The sequence below is a fragment of the Seonamhaeicola aphaedonensis genome, from assembly GCF_003386195.1.
Classification (GTDB): Bacteria; Bacteroidota; Bacteroidia; order Flavobacteriales; family Flavobacteriaceae; genus Seonamhaeicola; species Seonamhaeicola aphaedonensis.
Genome location: NZ_QRDX01000005.1, coordinates 222,083 through 246,071, shown reverse-complemented (window position 1 = coordinate 246,071; position 23,989 = coordinate 222,083). Strand labels below are relative to the sequence as shown.

The following is a 23,989-nucleotide window of genomic DNA, read 5'->3' as shown; positions in this document are numbered from 1 at the left end:
TTATCGATTTTTATTTTAAATTCATTTTCCTTTTCTTTTGCTTTTTAAACATAAAATAGTTTGCCAAGAAAAACCCAAGTCCAAACCCTACAAACAATAGCCCTCTGATTATAAATGACATGTCGGTATCAAAAAATCTACAAACAATTAGAATAGCTATAATTAATAGTCCATAATTTAAAATGCCAAAGTGAAATTTATTTGTTCCAATTTTTATAGTAATTAGGGCTATGACTAAAATCAATAGATTTATTAATGCAATGGAAATGTATTTATTCGAAAAAACAACTAGAAAAACAACAGTAAAAATTATAAACGCATAATGCGAAATATTGTAAAACTTTATCTGTTTTCTGATATATGAGTAAACCAAGATTCCTAAAGCAATAATAAACAGCACTAAAGATATATAAGCTTCTTGCGAGTTAAAATCTGATGGCTTTTTAATTAAGTCATCCCAAAACCAGTCAAAACTGGTTATCATTAGCATATAAACAGTTCCTAAAGACCCCAATATTAAATAGCCATTTTGCCTTAATCTCCCATTGTCAAATTTGGGCAGCTTGCCAATATTATAGAGGAGTCCAAATAAAATAACGTACATTAAAATTCCTAGTGCATCTACATCATTAATAAAGGCTATTAAAACAATCGTCAAGCTCAATGGTAATAACCAATTAAAAATAGATGTAATATTTGTATTGAATTGATATTTTATAAGCTGCCAATAATGTGGTAAAACTATAACTAGCAACAATAAATAATACCATGGCGTATTACCAGTTGACAAAAAATCAAAACCAAACTCAATAGCGTAATAAGTCATAAAAACAATATGCAAAATCCCTAGGGTATTTGATTTCAAAAGATATATGAGTGGCGCACACAGTAAAATCCAGGTGAGTAGAAAAGCATTAAAATCTTCTGGAATATTATATATCTGACTTATTAATGATATACTAGACCCTACTGCAAAAAACAAAAAAGTTCCTGAAGCTTCTTTCCATACGGTACTCTTATTTTTTAAAATTGAAAAACCAACAGATCCTTGACCAATAATTAAGGGTAGAAAAGCTAATAATGTTTTAGTGATCTTGGAAAAATTGTCCCAATTGTGGGCTAAAATCAATATGATACCCAGTCCTACCAATAAAGACCCCAGCACTCCAAAAACCGTAAATAATCGGTTTGGACTAGTGGATTTTTTCGAGTGATAATATGCCTCAATTTCTGAAGCTATTTCTTGTGATATGACTTGTTGCTGAACAAGCTCTTTAATTTCATTTTGAATTTTTGAATTCATTTTTATTTCATTTTAAAATGATTCTATAGTTATTGGCATCAAGGCCATGTATATAAATATAAACATAATACCAATCCATAAATAAGATTTACACTTTGTAAAATTCATTTGTTTCCTAAGAAATTTGTAACGTGACTTTAATATAAAAAGGATAATCGTTAAATCAATTGTATATGTAAAAAACACTATCAATGCGTTTTCAGTTTTTGACAAAGTACCTGTCCAAAATCCTGAGTAAAACATTAAAAAGATGAAAATTGTCATAATCAAAATTGAAATTGACAACCCAAAAAACATTGTAAACCTTATCAAAAAATGCCAAATCTCAAAATCTGCTAGTTTGGTTTCTTTATGAACCTTTAGAATTTTTTCAATCATAAAAGCTTAGTTAAGTGTTTAATTTTATTTTTAAAACCCCGCAACCAAAAACTAGCTGCGGAGTTTCAGTTAGCTAACCAATCATCAAAACAAAAAGATCATATAAATAATAATACCTTCTGCAATGCCTGTTATAATAGACATTCCTAGAATATCTTTAATCTTAGTTCTTAAAAAGAACACTATACTTAATACAGTCATTATGGCTGCTAACAGTATTTCTAGAGCGTCAATTAATGATAGCAAATAGGTTATTCCCGTAAACGCTAATGTGATTGACAACGTAATGATACAGAACTTAGTAATTTCCTGCTTTTTATAATCGCCCTCTATAAAACCCTTTCTTAGGTCTCTTAATATGGAAAGAACAAACAACAAGGGTACAACCGACAGAAATGGCGCAAATACAACTTTAATTCCTTTTTCAATAGACAAATTGTTGTAAAAGAAAAAAGCTATAGCGGTAAATGTTAACATACCTATGACTACAATAGATTGAAACATAAATAATAATTCTCTTTTGTCTGAATTATTTTTTTCTCCTTGATTAAAAAATACTTGTTTCATGATTATAAATTTTGATGATTTGAATTGATAAGCGAGATTTGATTTATTAAAATTTTATTTTGAATGATTATATGTTTTAGTTATTTAACAACCTTATCTAAACTTTTTATGCCGATAGAAAAAACACATGTATAGAAAGCGCCAATAATACTCCACTTAAAATACCGTTGGCTCTTAAATTATTGTACAATATGTAATTAAGCACATATGAGCTTACAGCTGTTGAATTGATTAAGTGCGCAAATATTAAATTGTCTTCTAATTTTTGATGTGTTAAAATTTCAACTATTTGCATGAGTCCAACACTCACTAATGTGGTAGCCAACAAGAGTACTGTTGCTGGTTTTTGATTCTTGATCTTATATTCATCAGTATTCTCAGGCAAAAAACGTTCTATTAAAATAAACCTCACAAAGAACAGCATAGGAATAGGAAACACTATGGCTGCAATAATCTTTATAACGTCTTTTAGACTTTTAATCTCATCATAGCCCAGAAAGACCAAATAAATAAATACCACCACTGATATACCTGTGGTTACAAAAAAGGCTGTATTTAAGTTTTTAAATTTCATCTAAAACGGAATCACAACCTGATTAACAAATAATTCAGAGTAAGTATTTAATAAACTTTCAATGCCTTTTAATACTGGTTTAGTTAATACTACAACCAGTAGAACTAATGCAACAAACGTTGTTTTTTGATACAAGTGCTTCATAATATTTGTTTTAATGATTATAAGACAAAACTGCAAAATAACACTGATTCTAAAAAAACTAAATCAACTAATTACTGACGATATATTATCTTTTTATAAATAAAAATATACTATATTTATTGATATAAATAAATATATACTGACGATTAAATGAATGATTTAAATGCTATCATTTCAACATTTTCAAAAGAAGAACAACATCAGTTTTTAAGCCACTTAGAAAAACACAATAAAAGAGGAGATGTTAAAAACATTACGCTGTTTAAACTTCTATTAAATGACAAGTTAGATTCAGAGGAAATATGTATTAAACTTTATGGAAGTCGAAAAAATAATGCCTACCACGCTTTGAGGAAGCGTTTATATCAATCCATTATAGATTTTACCGCCAATCAGAGTTTACAAGAGGAAAGTTCTGTTCAAATAGGTGTTATAAAATATATACTAGCAGCTCGATATTACTTACAACAAAAGGAATACAAAACCGCTTTTAAAATTTTAACCAAAGCAGAATTAATTGCCAAAGAACATCATCTGTTTACCATTCTAAATGAAATTTATCACACAAAAATTCAATACGCAGATTCTAATCCTTCTATCAAACTTGATGAATTGATTTCAACATTCAATAACAATCAAAAAAAGCAAATTTCAGAAGACAAACTCAACATTGTTTACGCCAAAGCAAAACACACTTTAAGTGCGATGACTTACAAAGGAGAAGTTATAGATTTTGAAGCTGTACTCACCAATTTATTTGATGAATACAACATCGATATCAACGAGAATATGTCTTTTAAATCTCTTTACCAGCTTATGAGTATAGTAAGTTTTTCTGCATTTGCTTCCAATGATTATTTAAGAATTGAACCCTTTTTATTAAACACCTATAATGCCATCATATCCTATAAAACAGAAGAAAAACAACCTTTTTATCATATTCAGATTTTATACATAATTGCTAACACATTCTTCAGAAACAAGCGGTTTGATTTGTCTTTTGAGTATTTAAAACTCATGCATGATGAAATGCTGGTTCAACGTAAAAAGTATTACAATACTTTTTCACTAAAATACAATTTGCTCCTTTCTCTTAATTTGAACTTTACTAATAAGCAAGATACCGCTATTAATCTTTTAGAACCGTTAATAAATAAAAAGCACTCAGATATTGAATCTTTATTGGATATTCATATGAGTTTAATCATGTTTTATTTTCAAAAAAACGACTTTAAAAAAGCTCTTCATATCTTTTCAAAATTTTACCATACAGACAAGTGGTATATTGAAAAAGCAGGTATTGACTGGATTTTAAAAAAGAACCTAACCGAAATATTACTTCATATAGAACTTAAAAATATTGACTTAGTGGAATCTAGAATTTTAAGTTTTCAGCGTAATTATTACAAATACTTAAAAGCAACAAAACAGGAACGCGCCATAACATTTATTGAGCTGGTAAAACGCTTTTATAATAATCCTGAAGAGATGACTACAAAATCATTTAAGGATACAGTTAAAAATTCATTTGAGTTCACAAATGCCGAAAGAGAAGATATTTTTGTAATGAGCTTTTATGCTTGGTTAAAGAGTAAAATGACTAAAACCCCCATTTACGAAACTACTTTAGAAGTTATAAAAAAAGACTAGGTTTTGGGTTATTTACAACCCATTTCTAAGCATATCAAAAAAAAGGTAGAATAGAAAAAATTCATTTACTTTTACCCCCATGTTTAAAAAGGCTACCCTATTCCTTATATTAACCTACGCATCGTTAATGTCTGGGCAAACACCCGATAGTTTAGCTATTAAAAACGGCATTGAGAATCCTTCGCTATTAAGCACTCATCATTTTGGTATTTTTAGCTCCAGACTCAATACTAACTTTAAACTTAGTGTGCCTAAAAACAAGACACTTTCATTTAATTACACCAGCGGAAACTTATTTCATCCTTTTGTTGAAGGGTATTTCCCAGAAAATCCAGACATTAGAAAACAGTTTAGCGAAACTATTTGGTATCTGCGTCCTTTTAATTTCATAGACCAAGAAACAACACCAGCTGAGTATATGAATATTGTTATTGATGCTGTTATTAAAGAATTTAGAGCAAATTTCACTATTCCTATTAATAACAATCAGGAATTTACAATTGCGCTTCGCTCTTATCTCATCACAAAAGGGAAGCACCCCTTTTCAGTTTTCACAAGTGATGAATCTATAGAGTGGTTTCACAGTAATATTGCTGGAGGTGAAGACCCTTACGGAAGACGTTATTATGGTTTAAATCAAGTAAATTTTGAATATTTAGACAGAAATGGAAATACTTTAAAACTTGAAAACAATGACTTTTTTATAGGAGGCATTGAATTTTCTCATCACTATTACCCTGCTTGGTCAATATGCCAAAACAGAAATGTTTATTTTAATTTTGGAAGTCATTTAGGAATAAACACTTCAAAATTTAACCCTTCGGTTGATATTGGATTATCTGCAAACGCTGTAAAACTTTTTCCGTTAAAAAATCAGTTTCAACTCAACCTTGGATTAGGTGCTAATATTCTTCGTAAAAACCTTATTAGCTTTAGTGATGACGCTATTGATCTAGGAAACAACACCTATTTAGGAACATTTGAAGGAAATTTAGAACTCTCAAAATCTACAAAGAGAGGCAACTATAATGCGTTAGGAATAAATTTTCAAATACAAACAAGATATAACAAAAAAGAGGAAGCCAATTATTACCATTTAAAAGGTAAATGGCGAGAAATTAATGGTGGCTGGCATCACGGTGTTAGAACACTTTACAATAACTTGTCTACATGGTCATTAATCTACACTTACTACCAATCTAAATACAAAATATCACTTTTTATAAAACAAGATTTAGAGGTTCATAACGCTCCAGATTTTCAAACAGGTATACAATTAAAAGTCCCTATTTTATAATAGTTTATTTCTGCTTCATCTTCATTTCCCATTTATTGATCATTTGTTAATTTATAGTTAAAATTAATTTTTCATTAAACCTTTTTAGCCTAATCAAGTCCAAAGCACAAATAAAACCCATAAAAACTTAAACATAAAAAGAATGAAAAAACTAGTTTTAATTGCAATTGCGCTAATGACCGTTCAAGCGTTTGCACAACAAAAAAAAGGTGAAAGCAACAAAGAAAGAGCTCAAATGATGCGTAATCTTTCACCAGAAGATGCTGCTACTATGCAAACCAAAAGGTTGACTTTACATTTAGACTTAAACGAAAAACAGCAAGCAGAAGTTAAAGAAATACTTTTAGCAAATGCTGAGGCTCGAAAAGCAAAAATGGAAGAGATAAAAGCTAAAAAAGAAAAAGGCGAACTACAAAAGCCCACAAAAGAAGAACGCATTAAAATGGCAAATGCTAGGTTAGACCAACAAATTGCAATGAAAACAAAAATGAAAGAGATTTTGAATGACGAGCAATACGATAAGTGGGAGAAAGCCCAAGCTAGAATGGCTAATAGAGGTAATGAAAAGAAAAAAGAGCATGCCAAAAAGAGAATGCATGAAAAGAAAACAGAATAGAGTTTTAGTTTGTTGATTAATTATAGTTTGAAAGGAAAAAGGCAATTCAGAATGTTGAATTGCCTTTTTGTTTTATAGCGTTTGAGCTACTTTATCTATGGCTTCAATCGTAAAATCTAAATCTTCATAAGTTAAAGCATCAGTTATAAACCAGGTTTCAAAAGCACTAGGTGCAATGTAAACTCCTTGATTTAAAAGTCCGTGAAAAAACTTTTTGAAAGTATTGTTGTTACCTTTAGCTGCCGTATCAAAATTAGTCACTGCACCCTCATCAAAATGAACAGAAATCATGGATCCTACTCTATTTATGGTATGCACAATCTTATTTGCTTTTAAAACGCTACTAATGCCGTTATGAAGGTATGCTGTTTTGTCTTCTAACCTTTTAAAAATACCACCATCACTATTCAACTCATTTAGCATAGCTAAACCAGCAGCCATAGCCAAGGGATTTCCACTTAAAGTACCTGCTTGATATACTGGACCTAACGGCGCTAAATGATTCATAATGTCATTCCTTGAAGCAAAAGCCCCTACAGGTAAACCACCACCAATAACTTTCCCAAAACAAACAATATCTGCTTTAATTCCATATAACTCTTGCGCCCCCCCTTTGGCTAGTCTAAAACCAGTCATCACTTCATCAAAAATCAATAAAATGTCATTGGCATCACAAACATCTCTTAGGCTTTGTAAAAAACCTTCCTTAGGAGGAATACAACCCATATTACCAGCAACTGGTTCAATTATAATACAAGCTATTTCATTTTTATTAGCTTCAATAAGTTCTTTAACATTATCAATATCATTGTAAGTTGCTAATAAAGTATCTTTGGCTGTTCCTTGAGTTACTCCAGGACTATTGGGCATTCCAAAAGTACTGGCACCACTACCTGCTTGAATTAAAAATGAATCACTATGTCCATGATAACAACCCGCAAATTTTATAATTTTATCCTTTCCTGTAAATCCTCTAGCTAGCCTAACCGCACTCATACATGCTTCTGTTCCCGAATTAACAAACCTAATTTTATCAATATTAGGTACCATAGAAACCGCTAATTCTGCTATTTTGGTTTCAATCTCGGTAGGCATTCCAAACGAAGTTCCTTTCTGAGCTTTTTCAATAACAGCATCAACTACGGGTTTGTGAGCATGCCCCAAAATCATAGGGCCCCATGAGTTTATATAATCAATTAAGCGGTTTCCATCTTCATCATACAAATAAGCTCCTTTTGCTTCTTTTACAAAAATAGGGGTTCCACCCACACCTTTAAACGCTCTTACTGGGGAGTTAACACCCCCCGGAATTACTTTTTCTGCTTCGGTAAACAAAGCGCTACTTCTTTTGTAAATCATTATTTAATTGTTTGATGGCTCTACTTTTAATACTTGACCAATGCTAAGCGCCGTATCAGTTAAACCATTCATATTTTGAAGTTCTTTTACTGTTAAATTATATTTTTTTGAAATGGAGTACAATGTATCTCCTTTTACCACAATATAGGTTTGAGGTAATACCGCCTCTTCTACATTTTGATATTTATCTCCCAAAACCTCTTTATCATATTTATATAATTGATAACGTTCAATCAAAGATATTAGCTTCTGTGGATACTTTCTGTCTGTTGCATACCCTGCTGCCTTTAATCCCTTAGCCCAAGCTTTGTAATCACTTTGCTTAAGCTTGAACAAGCCTGCATATCGTTTTCTGTCTTTTAAAAATAGTGAGTGGTCTCTAAACGAGTATTTTGCGTCTTTATACTTTCTAAAACATTCTCCTTTTTTATCGTCATCATGATAAATTCTAGCTCCTATCCAATCATGACATTTAATACCAAAATGATTATTAGCTTCAACCGATAATCTCCCATTCCCAGAACCAGACTCCAGAATGCCTTGAGCTAAAGTAATACTGGCGGGTATATTATACAATTGCATTTCGTGCTGCGCTATGGCTCTATAGGCATCAATGTAACGCTCTGTGTCATTGGTATAAACCTTTTTTAGAGTTACGCTGGGTATTGGGGTTTCTTCTGCTTTTACAACGGTTTGGGTTTTTGTTGTTTCAGGTTTATCAACAATTTTTTTTCTAGTTTTACAGCTAAACATAAAACTGACTAAACATATTATAAACAGTAGTTTTTTCATTTATTTAATAATTGGTAATCCTTTCTTTTTTAAAACTAAATTCATCCCTTCAATCCCTTGCAAGCCACCAGTATGAATAGCCAAAATTTTTGTTCCTCTTTTAAAAAATCCCTTTTTAATCAAATCAAAAATTCCGAATAACATTTTTCCAGTGTAAACTGGGTCTAAGGGTATAGCATTATCGGTTTTGAATTTATTAATAAACGCCACTAATTCTTGGTTTATTTTAGCATAACCACCAAAGTGATAATTGGTAATTAAATCCCAATTGGTCTTGGTAACAAATTTACTAATATCTTCTTTTAAAAAGTCTCCTTTTAAAGCTGGAAAACCTAAAACTTGTTGACTAGGTTTTGAACAATTAATAAGCCCTGAAATAGTTCCTCCTGTTCCTACAGCAGAACAAACGTAATCAAATTCCTTGTCTGCTTGGGTTAGTATTTCTTCACAACCTTTTACCGCCAAATGATTGGTTCCACCTTCGGGAATTAAATAAAAATCTCCAAAAAACTCACTTAAATGTTTCTTAAAGTCATCACTTGTTTTATTTCGGTATAACTCTCTAGTGACAAACTCAAATTGCATACCGTTAGAATTAGCAAAACTAAGAGTTTTATTCTTATGTAAATTACTCTTTAACTCCTCACCTCTAATAATACCTATGGTTTTAAAACCATACATTTTGCCTGCGTAGGCAACAGCTGCAATATGATTTGAAAATGCTCCTCCAAAAGTTAAAAGTGTATCATGCCCTTTATTCTTGGCCTCTAAAAGGTTATATTTTAATTTTCTGTACTTGTTACCTGAGACAAACAGATGAATTTTATCCTCGCGTTTTACATATAATTCCACACCCCAACTTTTAGGTATAACCACCTGTTGATTGACACTATTTTCTACTTTAAAATTCATCTACGCGAAGATACTTTTTACTAATTAAAGTATCTTTGTGATGATGAAAAAAATAATCCCCATAGAAGAAGGAGACTATTACTTAACCCCTGAAGGTTATAAATGTTTTACAGAGCAATATCACTTAAAACGCGGATATTGTTGTGAAAGCAATTGTAGACACTGCCCTTATGGCTACAATCTCAAAACTAATTCTGCAAAAAAATCTACTAACTAGTTGGTATGATTATTGATGTTATTTAACTAACCGAAAAGCAATTTAAAACTGCTTACATAACCTAGCGCAGTTAATATGAGTTTATTAAATTTACTGTAATCATTTAAAAAAATTGCATTATGAAAACATTATTAAGAACCATTCCGTTACTTATCGTACTATTTGTAGTTTCATCATGCAGCTCTGTACGAGTTGCAGCAGATTATGATAAAAACGCAAATTTTGGCGAATACAAAACCTTTGCCTTTTTTAAAACAGGTATTGACAAAGCTGAAATAAGCGACCTAGACAAACGTAGGATTTTAAGAGCTATTGAAGCTAATATGTTAGCTAAAGGATATATAAAATCCGAAAAACCCGATTTATTGGTGAGCATTTTCACCAAATCTAACCAACGTGTTGATGTTTACAACAACGCCTGGGGTTGGGGCGGATGGGGCTGGGGAGCCGGTTGGGGCCCTGGTTTTTGGGGCCCTGGATGGGGCTGGAACCAACCCATGGTATCTACAAGTACCCAAGGTACTTTATTTGTTGATTTAATTGATGCCAACAAAAAAGAATTGATATGGCAAGGTGTTGGTACAGGTTACTTAAGCCGAAATATGGAGAAAAAAGAGGAACGCATTAAAGAGTTTGTTGACAAAATTTTTGAAAAGTATCCTCCCGAAGCTCTTCAATAAAATTTCAAAGCCACTTTAAAAGTGGCTTTTTTTGTATCCAGCTAATCAATTTCTAATTTTGCTTGAGTAGCCTATTTATCAACACTTGATGATTGAGGAAATTTGTTGTGAAAATGTAAGCACGATAAAATTAGTTTAAAGCTTTCTCTTTATTAGGTTTATTTCGAAAATAAACTTTTGCTAAATTATAATTAATGTCTATTAGTAAAATTATAGAATCTCCTGAGGATTGTTTTTCATTTTGAAAATTCAAAATCTACTTCTCACAAAGAAAAGAAATTCTATACAATAAATTATTGAATAGAATAATACATAGAACCTTTAATTATCATAAAAATCAAGTACCAACAGAAATAATGCATAATCAATTCTTCAAGAATTTTGTATTTTTAGTAGAATAACATTTTACTGCACATGATGAAAAATTCAATCGAAATAAACCCTATTTTAAATAAGCTCCCCAAACACTTAAAACAATTCATCAAACCCCAAAATTATGAGGATTATTCTGCTATAGACCAAGCTGTTTGGCGATACGTCATGCTTAAAAATGTAAACTATTTAAGTAAAGCAGCTCATAAATCGTATTTAGAGGGATTGAAATTAACTGGAGTTTCTATAGACAGCATCCCTAACATGTACGGTATGAACAGGATTTTAAAGGATATAGGCTGGGCAGCTGTGGCCGTAGATGGTTTTATCCCCCCGAATGCCTTTATGGAATTTCAGGCTTACAATGTGTTGGTAATTGCTAGTGATATTCGCCAGTTAGAACATATAGAATACACCCCTGCCCCAGATATTATTCATGAAGGCGCAGGTCATGCTCCAATAATTTCAAATCCTGAATATGCAGAATACTTAAGGCGTTTTGGAGAGATTGGCTGTAAAGCAATCTCTTCGGCTAAAGACTACGAATTATATGAAGCAGTAAGACACTTATCTATTATTAAGGAAGCGCCTCATACCCCTGAGAAAGATATAGAACAAGCCGAAAAACATATCGAAGAATTACAACAAAACATGGGCGCTCCCAGTGAAATGGCACTGATTAGAAATTTGCACTGGTGGACCGTTGAATATGGACTAATAGGCACTGTTGAAAAGCCTAAAATTTATGGTGCAGGTCTATTGTCATCAATTGGTGAAAGCGAATGGTGTCTTACTGATGCCGTAAAAAAAATACCGTATACCCTTGAAGCCACCTACCAAAATTTTGATATTACAAAACCTCAACCTCAACTTTATGTTACCCCAGATTTTGCACATTTAAGTTTGGTATTAGAAGAATTTGCTAACACCATGGCTTTAAGAACCGGTGGTCTCTCTGGTGTAAAAAAGCTAATTAACTCAAAAGCTCTAGGTTCTATTGAATTGAGTACTGGGTTACAAATATCTGGTGTTTTCACTAATGTTATTGAAAAGAATAGCAAACCAATATATCTTCAAACTACAGGTAAAACAGCATTGGCTTACAGGGAAAAGGAATTGGTTGGTCATGGTATAGAAACACATAAAAAAGGGTTAGGGTCACCGATTGGAAAACTAAAAGGTATCAATTTAGCTATTGAAGACATGAGTCCACGTGACTTAGCCGCTTACAATATTTATGAAGAACAAAAGGTAATACTTGAATTTGAGGGTGGTATTAAAGTTTCTGGGGAAATTATCACTGGAAAACGTAATCTTCAAGGAAAAATTATTCTAATCAGTTTTAAAAACTGCACCGTTTCTCATGGTGATACTATATTGTTTAAACCTGAACAGGGTATTTATGATATGGCCGTGGGAAAAGAAATCATTTCAGCCTTTTCAGGTCCAGCAGATTTAAATAGTTTTAACTTGATTACTCATGTGCCTTCTGAAAAAACTATTCAGGTTAAAAAAACTAAGGAACGATTGAGATTAGAGGCTTTATATCAGCAGATACGAGACTATAGAGATGACATTAATAGAACCATTTCTAGAACTAAAGTCTTGGAAGAACTAATTGAAAACCACGCAAGCGATTGGTTATTACCATTAGAGATTTATGAATTAGCCTATATTGGAAACGAAATCGAATTAAGTAAAAAAGCCTTGACTCATTTAAATAATGTAAAATATAACAGACCCGAAGTTGGTAAATTAATTGATGATGGGATAGAGATTATTCGTTATAAAGAAAACTATATAACAAATAAATAAAATATCATGTGACTTATTCAATCTTTTAGGGTCATAAAGTCAACACTAACTTAAAATCTAATTATGAAAACAGCATTTACACTTGGAATAGCATTCCTATTATTATTATCCTGTACAGATAAAAAGAAAGAAGAAGAAAAGAAAATGGAACAGACTATTCAAAAAATTGATTCTTTGGAGCAAACTGTTACTAAGGAGATTGAAGAACTAAAAGATTTCACTCAAGAGATTGAAGAAAACCTTAAAGAAATTGACAGTATTTAAAACACTCATTATGAAAACTATAAAACTATTATTCTCACTACTCCTATTGTTCACCTTTATAGGAACACCTCAAATTTATGCTCAAGGAAAAAGTAAGGAAAAGAAATTGGAGCAAGTTCAGAAAAAGAACTCAAAAGAGGTTAAACAAAACGGTAAGGAAAAAGTAAAAGAAGGGAAGGAAAAAGCAATTAGCGAAGGCGAAAAAAGGATAAAAGAGCAGAAGACAGAAAAGGTTGATAAAAAAATTAAAGAGAAAAAGGAATTTAAAGGCGATGGCAATGCATACGGAAGAAATAAAGGCAATCTGAGTGGTAAAGAGTTTGGAAAATTAAGATCTCAAGAAACTCAAGAAAAAATAGAGGAAAAGGAAGAACGCATTAGAAGGAGTGAAAGAACGCTTGATGAGGGTAGAGAACGTGTGAGAAAAGCTAAAGAGCGCGTGGAAAAACAAAAAAAAGAAAAGGAAATTACTGAAGAAGAGGCTAGCGAAAAAGAAGAAAAAGTTCGTAAAGCAGAGAAAAAACTAGATGATCTTGACGAAAAACTCAAAAAACAGAAAGAGAAAACTAAAAGAGAAAAAAAGGCTTTACAAGATATTAAGGTTAAGGATTATGAATAATTAGTATTGCATAGTTTTTTTCTAAAAGAATAATGCTCTTGAAAAACTCCTTAGTTTTAAAGGGCATTTTTTTTAATATAGACAATGTTACTTATCTATATTTATCCAAAATAGTTTTAGTAAACTCACTTAAAACCAACCTTCCGCTTATCCCTGCTCGTTCAGTTAAAAGCTCATCCCAATGCTCAGTTCCTTTCCAAAAGACCTGCTTCATTTCTTTTAAAGCATCAGGATTATAAGAAGCTAATTTTTTAGCTAAAGTATTTACCTCATCATCTAATTCTTCGGTAGTGTTAAAAATTTCGGCATATAATCCTTTTTCTTTAGCCCAATCTGCCGAAAAAAATGTTTCAGCATCAATAGTCATTTGAGACATGGCTGTTTTACCAATTTTTCTTGAAACAGCAGGTTCAATCACAAAAGGTCCAATACCAATACTCAATTCACTTAATTTTACTGATGCAAACTGTGTTGCCAAACAATAGTCTGTTGCAGCGGCTAAACCAACACCTCCCCCAACGGCTTTTCCTTGTACCCTTCCTACAATAGGCTTTGGACATTTACGCATGGCATTAATCACATTGGCAAAACCAGAGAAAAACTGTTTTCCTGTTTCGGCATCTTCAATAGCAATTAGTTCATTAAAACTAGCTCCAGCACAAAAAGTTCGATTTCCTGAACTTTTAAGTACAATAACCTTAATATCCTCATTCTTACTTGCCTCTAAAATAGTTTGCTCCAACTTTTTAAGCACATCGCTGGGCATGGCATTTTTATTAGGGTGAAAAAACTCAATGTATCCAACCTGAGCTTTAATGGTAAGTTTTACGTAAGATTCCATAGTTGTTTTTACTGGGTTGAATATACACAAAATTACGTGAAACTTAATTGGTAACACTTGTTACATTGTTTTTTTAGAAGAATAGAGACATTTGCACAAAAACAAGATGGGATTATTAAGTTTACTATTTGGAAATAAAAAAAGGATGATTGAAGATTTTAAAAGCAGAGGTGCTATTATTGTGGATGTAAGAACACCTCAAGAGTATCAACAAGGCGCTATAAAAGGTTCAAAAAATATACCACTACAGATGCTCAATTCTAAAATTGATGAGCTTAGAAAATTAAACAGACCTGTAATTACATGTTGTGCTAGTGGTATGCGTTCTGGTAGCGCCTGCAGTATTTTAAAACCACATGGCATTGAAGTGATGAATGGTGGTGGTTGGCAAAGTTTATCCAGAAACTTTTAATTTAAACTTATTAGATTTTAAAAGGTTCTTCAAAACAATTAAGGAAAAGTATATAAAACAAAAAAACATTAGTTTCCTCCGACATAAGAAGTCTAACCAATGTGATTATAGTTTGTTAATTAACACTACAAATATACATCTGAGATTATGTAGTTAGTTTAGCCAAAAGTTAAAGAATGATTAAATTAAGTTATTCTTTTTAGCTTTTTGCACAGCCTCTAACTTATTGTGAACTTGTAGTTTTCTGTAAATATTTTCAATGTGTTTCCTGATAGTTCCAGTTGATAGAATCAAGTTGTTGGCAATAGCATTATAACTTAAACCTTTACTAAGTTGTTCTAATACCTCAACCTCTCTATTGGTTAATGTTATGTCTTCGCATTCTTGACTGTTTTCAAAATCAATAGGATTTCTTAGCAACTTTAATGTTTTCATGGCTATAGAAGGGTTCATAGCAGCGCCACCACTTAAGGTGTCATTGATACCTTGATATAAATCTTTTGGATTGACTTCTTTGAGTAAATACCCATCAGCTCCAGCTTTTATAGCATTAAAAATATTTTCATCATCATCAAAAACGGTAAGCATAATTATTTTAATATGCGGATATTTTTGTTTTACTTTTTCTGTAGCTTGAATGCCATTTGCAACAGGCATTTCTATATCCATTAAAATCAAATCTAGATTGTGATTTTCTTCTAACTTAATCAACAAATCACCCCCATGGATAGCTGTAAAACTTACTTTTATATCATCAAAAAAAGACAGCTTTTCTTTTACTGCTTTTATTAAAAAATTATTGTCATCTGCTATAGCAACTTTAATGATCATAGAGTTAAGATAATGTTTGTTCCTTTTCCAGTTTCGCTATTATAAATAATTGTAGCCCCCATATCAGTAGCACGTTTTTTCATATTATTTAACCCGTTACCTGCATTAATTTCATTAAAATCGAAGCCTTTTCCATCATCACTAATTGAAAATAATACGTTGTCATCCTTTTTCTCAATTTGAATATCAATGTTTGATGCTTCGGCATATTTAATAGCGTTATTAACCGCTTCCTGAATAACCCTATAAATATTCATGCCTTTCACAGATGTGAACACAAACGCTTTTGAAAGCGCTTCGGCAATAGTAAAGCTAAAATTTAAGTTTGAAGCAGATACATTAGCTTTGTCTATAAAATTAGAAATTCTGCCCTGTAAATCTTCGAGAGTAATTTCATTTTTATTCATTGCCCATATGGTATCTCGTAACTCGTAAATAGTTTCTTTAGTAAAGGCGCTTATATCTGTTAACTTTCCTTTTAATTTATTGTTAGTAATTTTAAAACCATATTGTAAATTTTCTATGGAAGAAATAATAAAAGTAAGTTGTGCTCCAATATTGTCATGCAAATCTCTTGAAATCCTAAGGCGTTGTTCTTGAAGCTTATTGTGGGTTTCAATCTCTATCAAAGCTTGTTTAAGCTCACTCTCTTTTTGTAACTGTTTGTTCCTTAATTTTTGTTGGTTATAGAGTAAATAACCTAAAACGAATAACAACAAGGCTAGTGATACTAATCCAATTATTTGCGTGTTTTTCCTGTTTAATTTAAGCTCTTTTTCAGCTATTTCGGCTCGTTGGGTTTGAATCTCCTTTTCTCGCTCTGCTGCATTATACTTCTCTTGAACTTCTGCAACTTCTTTGGTAATTCTACTATTATAAATAGTATCATTTATTGATTTAAACAATTGTTTATAATACAATACACTATCTGGAATTCTTTTAAAGGCATAATACGAAGCCAACTTATCGTAAGCGTCCATTGTTAACTCATTTATATTGAAACCTTCAGACAAATTCAAACCCTCATAAAGGTAGTTTCTTGCTGTATTAAAATCTCCTAGATCTAAATACAAACCTGCTAAATGTAACGAGGTACTTGTAATACCATAATTATCCTTTAGCTCTTCTCTTAATTTTAATGCTTTTGTATTATAGTTAATGGCCTTGGTGTATTTTTTCATATCATGTAAAATACCACCATAATTGTTATAAAGTCCGGCTAATTCTTTTTTGTAATCATACTTCAAAGCTAGGTCTATACTTTTTAAATAATAGGTTTCGCTTTGCACCGTATCTTTTAAAAACAGATAGGCATTGGCAATATTATTATATGTTCTGGTTAGTCCTAAATTATCATTAATACTTTTGTTTACCTCTGCAATTTCAAGGTGTGTTTCCAAAGCCTTTTGGTATTGTTTTAAGCCTCTGTAAATATTCGCTATATTACTTTTAATGTAGGCAACATAGCGCACGTGATTTTTATCCTCATAAATTTTTAGTGCTTTTGTAGCGTAAAAAATTGCTGAATCCAATTTAAAGGTGTTCTGATGAATAAGCCCAATTTTATTGTAAAGAGCCGCCATACCCATAGTATCTTTAAGAATACTTCTAATTTTCAAAGAAGCATCATAATATCTTAATGCTTTTGTATAATCTGCCAAATCGTAATGCAGAATACCAATATCATTATATGCCTGCGCTTCTCCAGCTTGGTTACTGGTTTCTTTAGAAAGTTTTAAAGCTAAATTACCATATTTAAAAGCAGAATCTATAGACACCGATCTATAATACCAGCATAAATCTCCGTAAGCTTTTATTTTTATGGAATCTGATGGTTTGTTAAATATGACCGTTTTTAGACTGTCTATTATCTTTAAATGATTCTGAGAGAAACAAAACGATATGAGAAGTAAAAAAGTGAGTGAGAGTAACTTTTTTTTCATAAAAATCATTGACCTTTCTCAAATATAAACTTTTGAAGCGAAAGAAGTTTATTAATGATATCAAAAAAACTTTGTATCAGTTTTGAATTGATTTCATTACACAAAACTATTTTATTAACTAAAGTACTATTTTCTTGTTTTGCCGCTACTAGCTTTTCTTTTAAAATAAAATGATTAAAATCCAACCTAGACTTCATCTTTAAAGTGGCAGCATAAATTTTTATAATGCAACCCATACACGCTACAATAGCTATAGATATAATAACTTCTATAAAGGTATTAAAATCCATTATTTCTTACAATACGGTTATAAAAGACTTATAAAACCATAAAAAAACACCAATTACAAAAACTGAATTTTGCAAATTGGTGTTTTCTATATGAACTGATTAATAGCGATATTAATTTACAATTAAAAATAATTATTATTGTAATTATTCGACGAAATGCTTGTTAAGAAGATTAAGCGTAATAAAATAATTTACCACGCCTAATCAAACAAATCTCAACAACAAGATTTACTTATTTAAATCGTAAGCACTTATATTATTGCCTTTGTCTTTAAAGTATAGAAAGCCTGCAATATCATCAACCTCGTACATAGGGTCTTTATCTTCAATTACAATTTCATTCATGGTTTCACCAGAATCTTTATCAACTTTCACCAATGCAACACCTTCATCAACTTTAGTTAAAATGAATGATGAGTTGGCCGTAGCTTTTGTTGCCTTAAAGCGCTTCATCATTTCTTGAAAGGCTGCATCAGCAATAGCAGCATAGGCATCGGCTGCATCTTCCTCTCTTTGAACCGCAGAGTGATAAGCTGGAACTCCAGCACCTTTCATATAACCTGCTCTAGCAGCGTGTGCAGACCCCATAGCCATAGAAGTAGCCGTTAATGCCCCCATTAAAATAGCTCCAAAAGCACTTTTGCCTGGAGCACGATGGTATACATCCCAATTCGCGCCGCCTTGAAAATCTAACATTTCTAGGTTTTGATCAGAGGTCAATAAAATACCACCTGCCCTAACTTCTATTCCCGTTGGGTCTTCCTTGCCTCCAAAAGTAATATCATTAGCAATTAAGTTATATTCTCCATTATTCCCGTCTACTTCATAAACACCATCTTTACAGGAAATTAAAAAACGATCCATCTTCGAATCATAGGTTGATACTACTGATGCTGAACGCTTATATTTGATGGCTTTTCCAAATACCGATTCTCCTGTTGTCATATCAATTATATCTGCATCAGTTTCGGAAATATATAAAAGCCCCTTAGGCACTGTAGCCATAATTTGAATACCTGGACCTGTTTTTAAAGGTTTTTTCCAACGAGGTGTTCCATCAAAAGCAATTTTATTGATACCACCATCTGATACTCCGAAAATAATACCATCGTCTTCTACATAAAAATGATTTATTATGCCTTTTGTTTTAGGTGATTTATCCCATAAATCAGCTCCAGAATTTAAGTCTAGTAGATAAACCTTTGAAGTCCCTGAACCTTTTAATTTACTGGCTAACTTACTTCCTCCACTCAAAATATTAGTAACAATAGCTAACCCTTGTTGTGTAAATTCAATAGTTGAGATAACACCCTTAATTTTGTTACCCTCAGGCCACAACGATGCTCCATTATCAGCATTAATTTTATAAACTACGGTATTATCTCCTTTTGAACGGAATGCATATACTTCTTTCGAAGCTTCATTTGTAACAATGCTTGTTGCGTTTTTAACATCTGCTGTCCATTTAACAGCACCAGAACTTATGGAGTAACACTCCACATTTTTTAATCCAGGGATAATAATATCATCGCCTAAAATATCAGGTTCACCAGTCATTGGGTTTGTTCCTTTACGTTCAAATATTTTAACCAACTTTCCAGTTTTTAAATCGTACATACCTACACCAGCAGTATAATTTCCAAGCCCTTCCTCTTTGTGCATCCCGTTAACTACTATCATCATTTCAGGATATAAAAAGTATCTGCTTGTAACACCATTTTGCCAATTTTCGGCTTTAGAATCAAAAACAATTTTCCCCTTTACTACGTCAATCACAACAGTATGCATAAAAATACCGCGAGGTTTTATAATAACGTAAGGTGTATTAGGTACAAACTCTAAATGTTCTTCTTTTACACGTTTTAGACGTTCTAACTTGAATGAAACCTCACTACTATTTGGTCTAATTCCTGCTAAAGCCTCACCCGTTGAAGCCAATAGCGTTCCAGACTCATGAAGCATTAGCCATTTCACCTGACCATCAAAAGCGTATTGATAATCTGGAGTGGTTTTTTGAGTCCATCCTGTGTGTGCTAATAACAAAACCATTATTAGCATCACGATTTGTTTTAAATTTCTCATTGTTGAATCTTGTTTACAATTAATAGCTTCTCAAAATTGCAACTAAAGAGACATAGAATCAATACGATAAATTGCGTATTTTGATTGAAATTGAAATAAAATATCTATTTAAAAAAGAGTATTAGAGCTATAAAATTAGCTCATACAAATGAATTATATCTGTTGGGGTAACATTATTGAATAATTAAATTTTAAAGTAACAACTTAACCATTCGTTAGTCAGAAACATACACAAAAAGTGGTATTTTAAAAACTTATATGAGTAAATTGCTTTTGAAGTTGTTGTTTCTTTAAAGATAAATTTTGAAGAAACTCTTGGTGCGCTTCGGATTTTGGATTGAATGGTTTGTGCAACATTCCTTTTTGAACGGCATCAACCTCATCCATTGTTTTTTTAGCACGAGTATCTAACCAAACAGAAATAAACTTTTCCCAAATATAATCTACCGCTGTTTGGTTTGGATGTATCATATCTTCCTTGTAAAAGCGATAATCTCTAAGCTCATCCATCATAATTTCATAAGATGGAAAATAATGTAATTGACTATTTCCTATTGATGACTGACTATTTAAAATTCCATGAATGGCTGTAATTAAATGCGCTTTACTCTGTGTGTTTTCAATAAAACCATCTTTTAAATGTCTTACTGGAGACACCGTAAAAATTATTGAAGCCTTTGGATTTACATTTCTAATTAGGCTCACCGTATTTTGTAGCGATTCCTGAATATCATCAACAGAAAGCAACGCTTTTGAAAACTCTTTTTGGGGTACTCTATGACAGTTAGCGACGACATTCCCAGTCTCTTTAATTCTATAAACCCACGCAGTTCCTAAAGTAACAATAATATGGGTCGCTTTATTAAGATATTCTGATGTTATTTTGGTTTGTTCATTTAAAGTGTTAAGTAAATCTTCTTTTGAAGCATTACTCAATTTTGAATGCGCATCAAAGCAATGCCATTGTTCATTGTTAAAAATCAAATCATCCTTAGAATAAATTTTATTATATAACGTATATTGAATAAAATTTTCAATGGCTTTAGGGTGAAATAAAATACCAAATGGGTTTACTACAGATTGAAATTTGAAATATTCTAGTTTAGCCCCAACATTTTCAACAAAACACGATCCTAATAAAAGAATCTTAGACTCATATCCTATAAAGTTAATAGATTGTCTAGATAATGGTATTTTGGTCTGAAGATTCATATATAATGAGATCCTGAAACAAGTTCAGGATGACAAGTTACTTCAAATAATCTTTAGCTGCCACCAAAGCCTCTTGAATACCTGCTGGATTTTTTCCTCCAGCAGTAGCAAAAAATGGTTGGCCACCACCACCGCCTTGAATATGCTTACCAAGTTCGCGAACTACCTGTCCAGCATTTAACTTCTTACTAGCTACCAACTCCTTAGATATATAGCAAGATAACAATGCCTTTCCGTTTTGTTCGGCACCAAGCAATAAAAATAAATTATCAAATTGATTCCCTAATTCAAAAGCAACATCCTTAATTCCAGCAGCATCTAAATCTACTTTTTTGGCTAAAAACTGAATACCATTTAGATTGGTCAATTCACTTTTTAATTCCCCTTTGATATTTTTAGCTTTATCCTTTAAAAGTGCGTCTATTTGCTTTCTTAAACTCGCATTTTCGTCTTGTAAATTCTGAAGTGCCTTAACAGGCTCTTTGGCATTGTTAAGCAAATCTTTCATTTCAAAAAATGCTCTGTTATTTTCATGGTAAAAATCTTTAACAGCATCATTTGTAATAGCCTCAATACGACGAATACCTGCAGCTACTGCACCTTCTGAAACAATTTTAAAATGCCAGATATCTGCTGTATTCTTCACGTGAGTACCACCACAAAGCTCTACAGATTGACCAAAACGAACCGCTCTTACTGTGTCCCCATATTTTTCTCCAAAAAGAGCCATGGCACCTTCAGCTATGGCTTCTTCCATAGGAATGTTTCGTTTTTCTTCTAAAGGTAGTTTACCATCTATTCGGGCATTAACAAAGTTTTCAACGTCACGTAATTCCTCCACGGTTAACTTAGCGAAATGAGAAAAATCAAAACGCAAGTACTTTGAGTGTACCGCACTCCCTTTTTGTTCCACATGGGTTCCTAAAACTTCACGTAATGCCTGGTGTAATAAATGCGTTGCGGTGTGGTTACACTCTGTTCTGTGTCGCTGTTTAGCATCAACAACCGCTTTAAAAGTTTTGTTGATGTCCTCTGGTAAATTTTTGGTAAAGTGAATAATGACGTTGTTTTCTTTTTTGGTATCTAAAATATAAACCACATCGCCATGAGCATCTTCTAAATAGCCCTTATCACCAACTTGCCCACCACCCTCAGCATAAAACGGAGTTAAATTAAAAACCAACTGATACATGTCGCCTTCTTTTTTTGAAGTTACTTTTCTGTACCTGGCTATTTTCACATTGGCTTCCAGTGTGTCATAACCAATAAATTCTTGATCTGAATCATCAATTAAAATGGTCCAATCATCTGTAGACATTTCACTGGCGGCACGAGAGCGGTCTTTTTGTTTCTGTAGTTCTTTTTTAAAACCATTCTCATCTAAAGTATAACCTTTTTCACTTAAAATAAGTGACGTTAAATCAATTGGAAAGCCATAGGTATCATAAAGCTCAAAAGCTTTTTCACCCGAGACAATATCATCCTTAGTTTCTTCAACAATCCTATTAAGTAAAATCAATCCTTGCTCCAAAGTTCTCAAAAATGATTGTTCTTCTTCTTTAATAACATTCTCAATAAGTTGTTTTTGAGATTTTAACTCTGGGAATGCTTTGCCCATTTTTTCACTCAACACATCAACTAACCTGTAAATAAAAGGTTCTTTTTTATCTAAAAACGTAAATCCATAACGAACAGCTCTACGTAAAATTCTTCTAATCACATAACCAGCACCACTGTTACTAGGTAATTGCCCATCTGCAATTGAAAAGGCTACAGCGCGTACGTGGTCTGATATCACACGTATAGCTATATCAACTTTTTCATCCTTACCATAATCTTTGTTGGTGATGGTTTCCACCTCACGGATGATTGGCGTAAACACATCGGTATCATAATTACTTTGAACACCCTGTAAAACCATACACAAACGTTCAAAGCCCATTCCAGTATCTATATGCTTATTTGGAAGCGACTCTAAGGAACCATTAGCTTTTCTGTTAAATTGGATGAATACCAAATTCCAAATTTCAACCACTTGCGGATGGTCCATATTTACTAAATCCTTACCATCAATTTTAGCTTTTTCCTCTGCAGAACGAATATCCACATGAATTTCACTACAAGGACCACAAGGACCTTGGTCTCCCATTTCCCAAAAGTTATCCTTTTTGTTTCCTTTTAAAATACGGTCTTCTGATATGTGCTTTTTCCAAAAATCGTAAGCTTCAGAATCCATTGGTAGTCCGTCTTCATCATCGCCTTCAAAAACCGTTACGTATAGAATATCTTTATCAATACCATAAACCTCAGTGAGTAATTCCCATGCCCAAGCTATGGCTTCTTCTTTAAAATAATCGCCAAAACTCCAGTTCCCCAACATTTCAAATAATGTGTGGTGGTAGGTATCATACCCCACTTCTTCTAAATCGTTGTGCTTTCCTGAAACACGTAAGCACTTTTGAGTATCTGTTACCCGCTGGTTCTTAGGTTCTGCATTACCTAAAAAGAATTCTTTAAAAGGTACCATACCTGCATTTACAAACATTAACGTTGGGTCATCTTTTAAAACCATGGGTGCGGAAGGCACTATGGCGTGTTTCTTATTTTCAAAAAAACTTAAAAATTTAGATCGAATTTCTTGTGACTTCATTTACTTTAAGGATATTCTCTTTTTTTGTTTCATTACATTAATTGTAAAACAATTTTTATCTTTACTCACCAAAATTTATTTTTTGTTGAAGATGTTTGTGAAACAGTATCTTAAAGAACTATAAACAAACATCAAAATAATTGGTAGGTTTAATCGTTTAGCAATTAAT

The 23,989-nt window shown here is 32.2% G+C and carries 23 protein-coding genes; 9 read left to right on the top strand and 14 right to left on the bottom strand.

From position 1 onward, the window contains the following. Positions 1–10 precede the first annotated feature (10 nt). From DFQ02_RS09975 to DFQ02_RS15205, 4 genes are all read right to left on the bottom strand, one after another. A complete protein-coding gene (locus DFQ02_RS09975; RefSeq protein WP_116524283.1) occupies positions 11–1,303 on the bottom strand; it encodes a DUF2157 domain-containing protein in 1,293 nt (430 codons plus the stop codon). Between the two features lie 462 nt (positions 1,304–1,765). After that, a complete protein-coding gene (locus DFQ02_RS09965; protein ID WP_116524281.1) occupies positions 1,766–2,248 on the bottom strand; it encodes a hypothetical protein in 483 nt (160 codons plus the stop codon). 106 nt (positions 2,249–2,354) lie between these two features. Next, complete coding sequence (locus DFQ02_RS09960) at positions 2,355–2,822, bottom strand: hypothetical protein (RefSeq protein ID WP_116524280.1); 468 nt, start codon at positions 2,820–2,822, stop codon at positions 2,355–2,357. Then, positions 2,823–2,966, bottom strand: a complete 144-nt coding sequence (locus DFQ02_RS15205) for a hypothetical protein (protein ID WP_181896396.1) — start codon at positions 2,964–2,966, stop codon at positions 2,823–2,825. It lies immediately after the preceding gene. A 150-nt stretch (positions 2,967–3,116) separates the two neighbouring features. Here DFQ02_RS15205 and DFQ02_RS09955 point away from each other — a divergent pair, with 150 nt between their 5' ends. The 3 genes from DFQ02_RS09955 (at position 3,117) to DFQ02_RS09945 (ending at position 6,529) form a co-directional block, all read left to right on the top strand. Further along, complete coding sequence (locus tag DFQ02_RS09955; RefSeq protein ID WP_116524279.1) at positions 3,117–4,616, top strand: hypothetical protein; 1,500 nt, start codon at positions 3,117–3,119, stop codon at positions 4,614–4,616. A gap of 79 nt (positions 4,617–4,695) precedes the next feature. Beyond that, positions 4,696–5,913 carry a hypothetical protein gene (locus DFQ02_RS09950; RefSeq protein WP_116524278.1) on the top strand — a complete coding sequence of 406 codons (1,218 nt, stop codon included), beginning with the start codon at positions 4,696–4,698 and terminating at the stop codon, positions 5,911–5,913. A gap of 142 nt (positions 5,914–6,055) precedes the next feature. Further along, complete coding sequence (locus DFQ02_RS09945) at positions 6,056–6,529, top strand: hypothetical protein (RefSeq protein ID WP_116524277.1); 474 nt, start codon at positions 6,056–6,058, stop codon at positions 6,527–6,529. Positions 6,530–6,601: 72 nt separating this feature from the next. Here DFQ02_RS09945 and hemL read toward each other — a convergent pair whose 3' ends face one another. From hemL to DFQ02_RS09930, 3 genes are read right to left on the bottom strand one after another with little or no spacing between them, the layout of a single operon-like run. Beyond that, on the bottom strand, positions 6,602–7,888 hold the full coding sequence (gene hemL / locus DFQ02_RS09940) for a glutamate-1-semialdehyde 2,1-aminomutase (RefSeq protein ID WP_116524276.1): 1,287 nt from the start codon (positions 7,886–7,888) through the stop codon (positions 6,602–6,604). Positions 7,889–7,891: 3 nt separating this feature from the next. After that, a complete protein-coding gene (locus tag DFQ02_RS09935; RefSeq protein ID WP_116524275.1) occupies positions 7,892–8,680 on the bottom strand; it encodes a glucosaminidase domain-containing protein in 789 nt (262 codons plus the stop codon). Then, the gene (locus DFQ02_RS09930; protein ID WP_116524274.1) at positions 8,681–9,592 is read right to left on the bottom strand and encodes a 1-aminocyclopropane-1-carboxylate deaminase/D-cysteine desulfhydrase; all 912 of its coding nucleotides are present in this window, start codon (positions 9,590–9,592) and stop codon (positions 8,681–8,683) included. Positions 9,593–9,635: 43 nt separating this feature from the next. Between DFQ02_RS09930 and DFQ02_RS15200 the strand changes: the two genes are divergently transcribed. The 5 genes from DFQ02_RS15200 to DFQ02_RS09910 all read left to right on the top strand — a co-directional run bounded on the left by DFQ02_RS15200 (position 9,636) and on the right by DFQ02_RS09910 (position 13,559). Continuing rightward, complete coding sequence (locus tag DFQ02_RS15200) at positions 9,636–9,809, top strand: DUF5522 domain-containing protein (protein ID WP_181896401.1); 174 nt, start codon at positions 9,636–9,638, stop codon at positions 9,807–9,809. 119 nt (positions 9,810–9,928) lie between these two features. Next, positions 9,929–10,489: a DUF4136 domain-containing protein gene (locus DFQ02_RS09925; protein WP_116524273.1), complete on the top strand. Its 561-nt coding sequence runs from the start codon at positions 9,929–9,931 to the stop codon at positions 10,487–10,489. A 417-nt stretch (positions 10,490–10,906) separates the two neighbouring features. After that, positions 10,907–12,676 carry an aromatic amino acid hydroxylase gene (locus DFQ02_RS09920; protein WP_116524272.1) on the top strand — a complete coding sequence of 590 codons (1,770 nt, stop codon included), beginning with the start codon at positions 10,907–10,909 and terminating at the stop codon, positions 12,674–12,676. Positions 12,677–12,739: 63 nt separating this feature from the next. Next, positions 12,740–12,940, top strand: coding sequence for a hypothetical protein (locus tag DFQ02_RS09915; RefSeq protein WP_116524271.1), 201 nt, complete (start codon positions 12,740–12,742; stop codon positions 12,938–12,940). A 10-nt stretch (positions 12,941–12,950) separates the two neighbouring features. Continuing rightward, on the top strand, positions 12,951–13,559 hold the full coding sequence (locus DFQ02_RS09910; RefSeq protein ID WP_116524270.1) for a hypothetical protein: 609 nt from the start codon (positions 12,951–12,953) through the stop codon (positions 13,557–13,559). A 91-nt stretch (positions 13,560–13,650) separates the two neighbouring features. Here DFQ02_RS09910 and DFQ02_RS09905 read toward each other — a convergent pair whose 3' ends face one another. Continuing rightward, the gene (locus DFQ02_RS09905; RefSeq protein WP_116524269.1) at positions 13,651–14,400 is read right to left on the bottom strand and encodes an enoyl-CoA hydratase/isomerase family protein; all 750 of its coding nucleotides are present in this window, start codon (positions 14,398–14,400) and stop codon (positions 13,651–13,653) included. A gap of 106 nt (positions 14,401–14,506) precedes the next feature. Between DFQ02_RS09905 and DFQ02_RS09900 the strand changes: the two genes are divergently transcribed. After that, a complete protein-coding gene (locus DFQ02_RS09900; protein WP_116524268.1) occupies positions 14,507–14,812 on the top strand; it encodes a rhodanese-like domain-containing protein in 306 nt (101 codons plus the stop codon). A 180-nt stretch (positions 14,813–14,992) separates the two neighbouring features. Here DFQ02_RS09900 and DFQ02_RS09895 read toward each other — a convergent pair whose 3' ends face one another. The 6 genes from DFQ02_RS09895 to alaS form a co-directional block, all read right to left on the bottom strand. Then, a complete protein-coding gene (locus DFQ02_RS09895; protein WP_116524267.1) occupies positions 14,993–15,643 on the bottom strand; it encodes a response regulator in 651 nt (216 codons plus the stop codon). Continuing rightward, entirely contained in the window at positions 15,640–17,586 is a 1,947-nt protein-coding gene (locus DFQ02_RS09890; protein ID WP_181896395.1) for a tetratricopeptide repeat-containing sensor histidine kinase, read from the bottom strand. The genes DFQ02_RS09895 and DFQ02_RS09890 overlap by 4 nt, the downstream gene beginning before the upstream one ends. A gap of 5 nt (positions 17,587–17,591) precedes the next feature. Further along, positions 17,592–17,876 carry a hypothetical protein gene (locus DFQ02_RS09885; RefSeq protein WP_116524265.1) on the bottom strand — a complete coding sequence of 95 codons (285 nt, stop codon included), beginning with the start codon at positions 17,874–17,876 and terminating at the stop codon, positions 17,592–17,594. A 228-nt stretch (positions 17,877–18,104) separates the two neighbouring features. Next, the gene (locus DFQ02_RS09880) at positions 18,105–19,958 is read right to left on the bottom strand and encodes a PQQ-binding-like beta-propeller repeat protein (protein ID WP_116524264.1); all 1,854 of its coding nucleotides are present in this window, start codon (positions 19,956–19,958) and stop codon (positions 18,105–18,107) included. A gap of 246 nt (positions 19,959–20,204) precedes the next feature. After that, on the bottom strand, positions 20,205–21,170 hold the full coding sequence (locus tag DFQ02_RS09875; RefSeq protein ID WP_116524263.1) for a GSCFA domain-containing protein: 966 nt from the start codon (positions 21,168–21,170) through the stop codon (positions 20,205–20,207). A gap of 37 nt (positions 21,171–21,207) precedes the next feature. After that, a complete protein-coding gene (gene alaS / locus DFQ02_RS09870) occupies positions 21,208–23,820 on the bottom strand; it encodes an alanine--tRNA ligase (RefSeq protein ID WP_116524262.1) in 2,613 nt (870 codons plus the stop codon). Between the last annotated feature and the right edge of the window lie 169 nt (positions 23,821–23,989).

What these genes read in the sequence shown, in the direction of transcription:
- DFQ02_RS09950 (WP_116524278.1), top strand. Translation starts at nt 4,696, where the DNA reads ATGTTTAAAAAGGCTACCCTATTCCTTATATTAACCTACGCATCGTTA.
- DFQ02_RS09945 (WP_116524277.1), top strand. Translation starts at nt 6,056, where the DNA reads ATGAAAAAACTAGTTTTAATTGCAATTGCGCTAATGACCGTTCAAGCG.
- DFQ02_RS09885 (WP_116524265.1), bottom strand. Translation starts at nt 17,876, where the DNA reads ATGGATTTTAATACCTTTATAGAAGTTATTATATCTATAGCTATTGTA.
- DFQ02_RS09925 (WP_116524273.1), top strand. Translation starts at nt 9,929, where the DNA reads ATGAAAACATTATTAAGAACCATTCCGTTACTTATCGTACTATTTGTA.
- DFQ02_RS09965 (WP_116524281.1), bottom strand. Translation starts at nt 2,248, where the DNA reads ATGAAACAAGTATTTTTTAATCAAGGAGAAAAAAATAATTCAGACAAA.
- DFQ02_RS09935 (WP_116524275.1), bottom strand. Translation starts at nt 8,680, where the DNA reads ATGAAAAAACTACTGTTTATAATATGTTTAGTCAGTTTTATGTTTAGC.
- DFQ02_RS09905 (WP_116524269.1), bottom strand. Translation starts at nt 14,400, where the DNA reads ATGGAATCTTACGTAAAACTTACCATTAAAGCTCAGGTTGGATACATT.
- DFQ02_RS09920 (WP_116524272.1), top strand. Translation starts at nt 10,907, where the DNA reads ATGAAAAATTCAATCGAAATAAACCCTATTTTAAATAAGCTCCCCAAA.
- DFQ02_RS09930 (WP_116524274.1), bottom strand. Translation starts at nt 9,592, where the DNA reads ATGAATTTTAAAGTAGAAAATAGTGTCAATCAACAGGTGGTTATACCT.
- DFQ02_RS09895 (WP_116524267.1), bottom strand. Translation starts at nt 15,643, where the DNA reads ATGATCATTAAAGTTGCTATAGCAGATGACAATAATTTTTTAATAAAA.
- DFQ02_RS09915 (WP_116524271.1), top strand. Translation starts at nt 12,740, where the DNA reads ATGAAAACAGCATTTACACTTGGAATAGCATTCCTATTATTATTATCC.
- DFQ02_RS09975 (WP_116524283.1), bottom strand. Translation starts at nt 1,303, where the DNA reads ATGAATTCAAAAATTCAAAATGAAATTAAAGAGCTTGTTCAGCAACAA.
- DFQ02_RS09955 (WP_116524279.1), top strand. Translation starts at nt 3,117, where the DNA reads ATGAATGATTTAAATGCTATCATTTCAACATTTTCAAAAGAAGAACAA.
- alaS (WP_116524262.1), bottom strand. Translation starts at nt 23,820, where the DNA reads ATGAAGTCACAAGAAATTCGATCTAAATTTTTAAGTTTTTTTGAAAAT.
- DFQ02_RS09875 (WP_116524263.1), bottom strand. Translation starts at nt 21,170, where the DNA reads ATGAATCTTCAGACCAAAATACCATTATCTAGACAATCTATTAACTTT.
- DFQ02_RS15205 (WP_181896396.1), bottom strand. Translation starts at nt 2,966, where the DNA reads ATGAAGCACTTGTATCAAAAAACAACGTTTGTTGCATTAGTTCTACTG.
- DFQ02_RS09890 (WP_181896395.1), bottom strand. Translation starts at nt 17,586, where the DNA reads ATGAAAAAAAAGTTACTCTCACTCACTTTTTTACTTCTCATATCGTTT.
- DFQ02_RS09910 (WP_116524270.1), top strand. Translation starts at nt 12,951, where the DNA reads ATGAAAACTATAAAACTATTATTCTCACTACTCCTATTGTTCACCTTT.
- DFQ02_RS09960 (WP_116524280.1), bottom strand. Translation starts at nt 2,822, where the DNA reads ATGAAATTTAAAAACTTAAATACAGCCTTTTTTGTAACCACAGGTATA.
- DFQ02_RS15200 (WP_181896401.1), top strand. Translation starts at nt 9,636, where the DNA reads ATGAAAAAAATAATCCCCATAGAAGAAGGAGACTATTACTTAACCCCT.
- DFQ02_RS09880 (WP_116524264.1), bottom strand. Translation starts at nt 19,958, where the DNA reads ATGAGAAATTTAAAACAAATCGTGATGCTAATAATGGTTTTGTTATTA.
- hemL (WP_116524276.1), bottom strand. Translation starts at nt 7,888, where the DNA reads ATGATTTACAAAAGAAGTAGCGCTTTGTTTACCGAAGCAGAAAAAGTA.
- DFQ02_RS09900 (WP_116524268.1), top strand. Translation starts at nt 14,507, where the DNA reads ATGGGATTATTAAGTTTACTATTTGGAAATAAAAAAAGGATGATTGAA.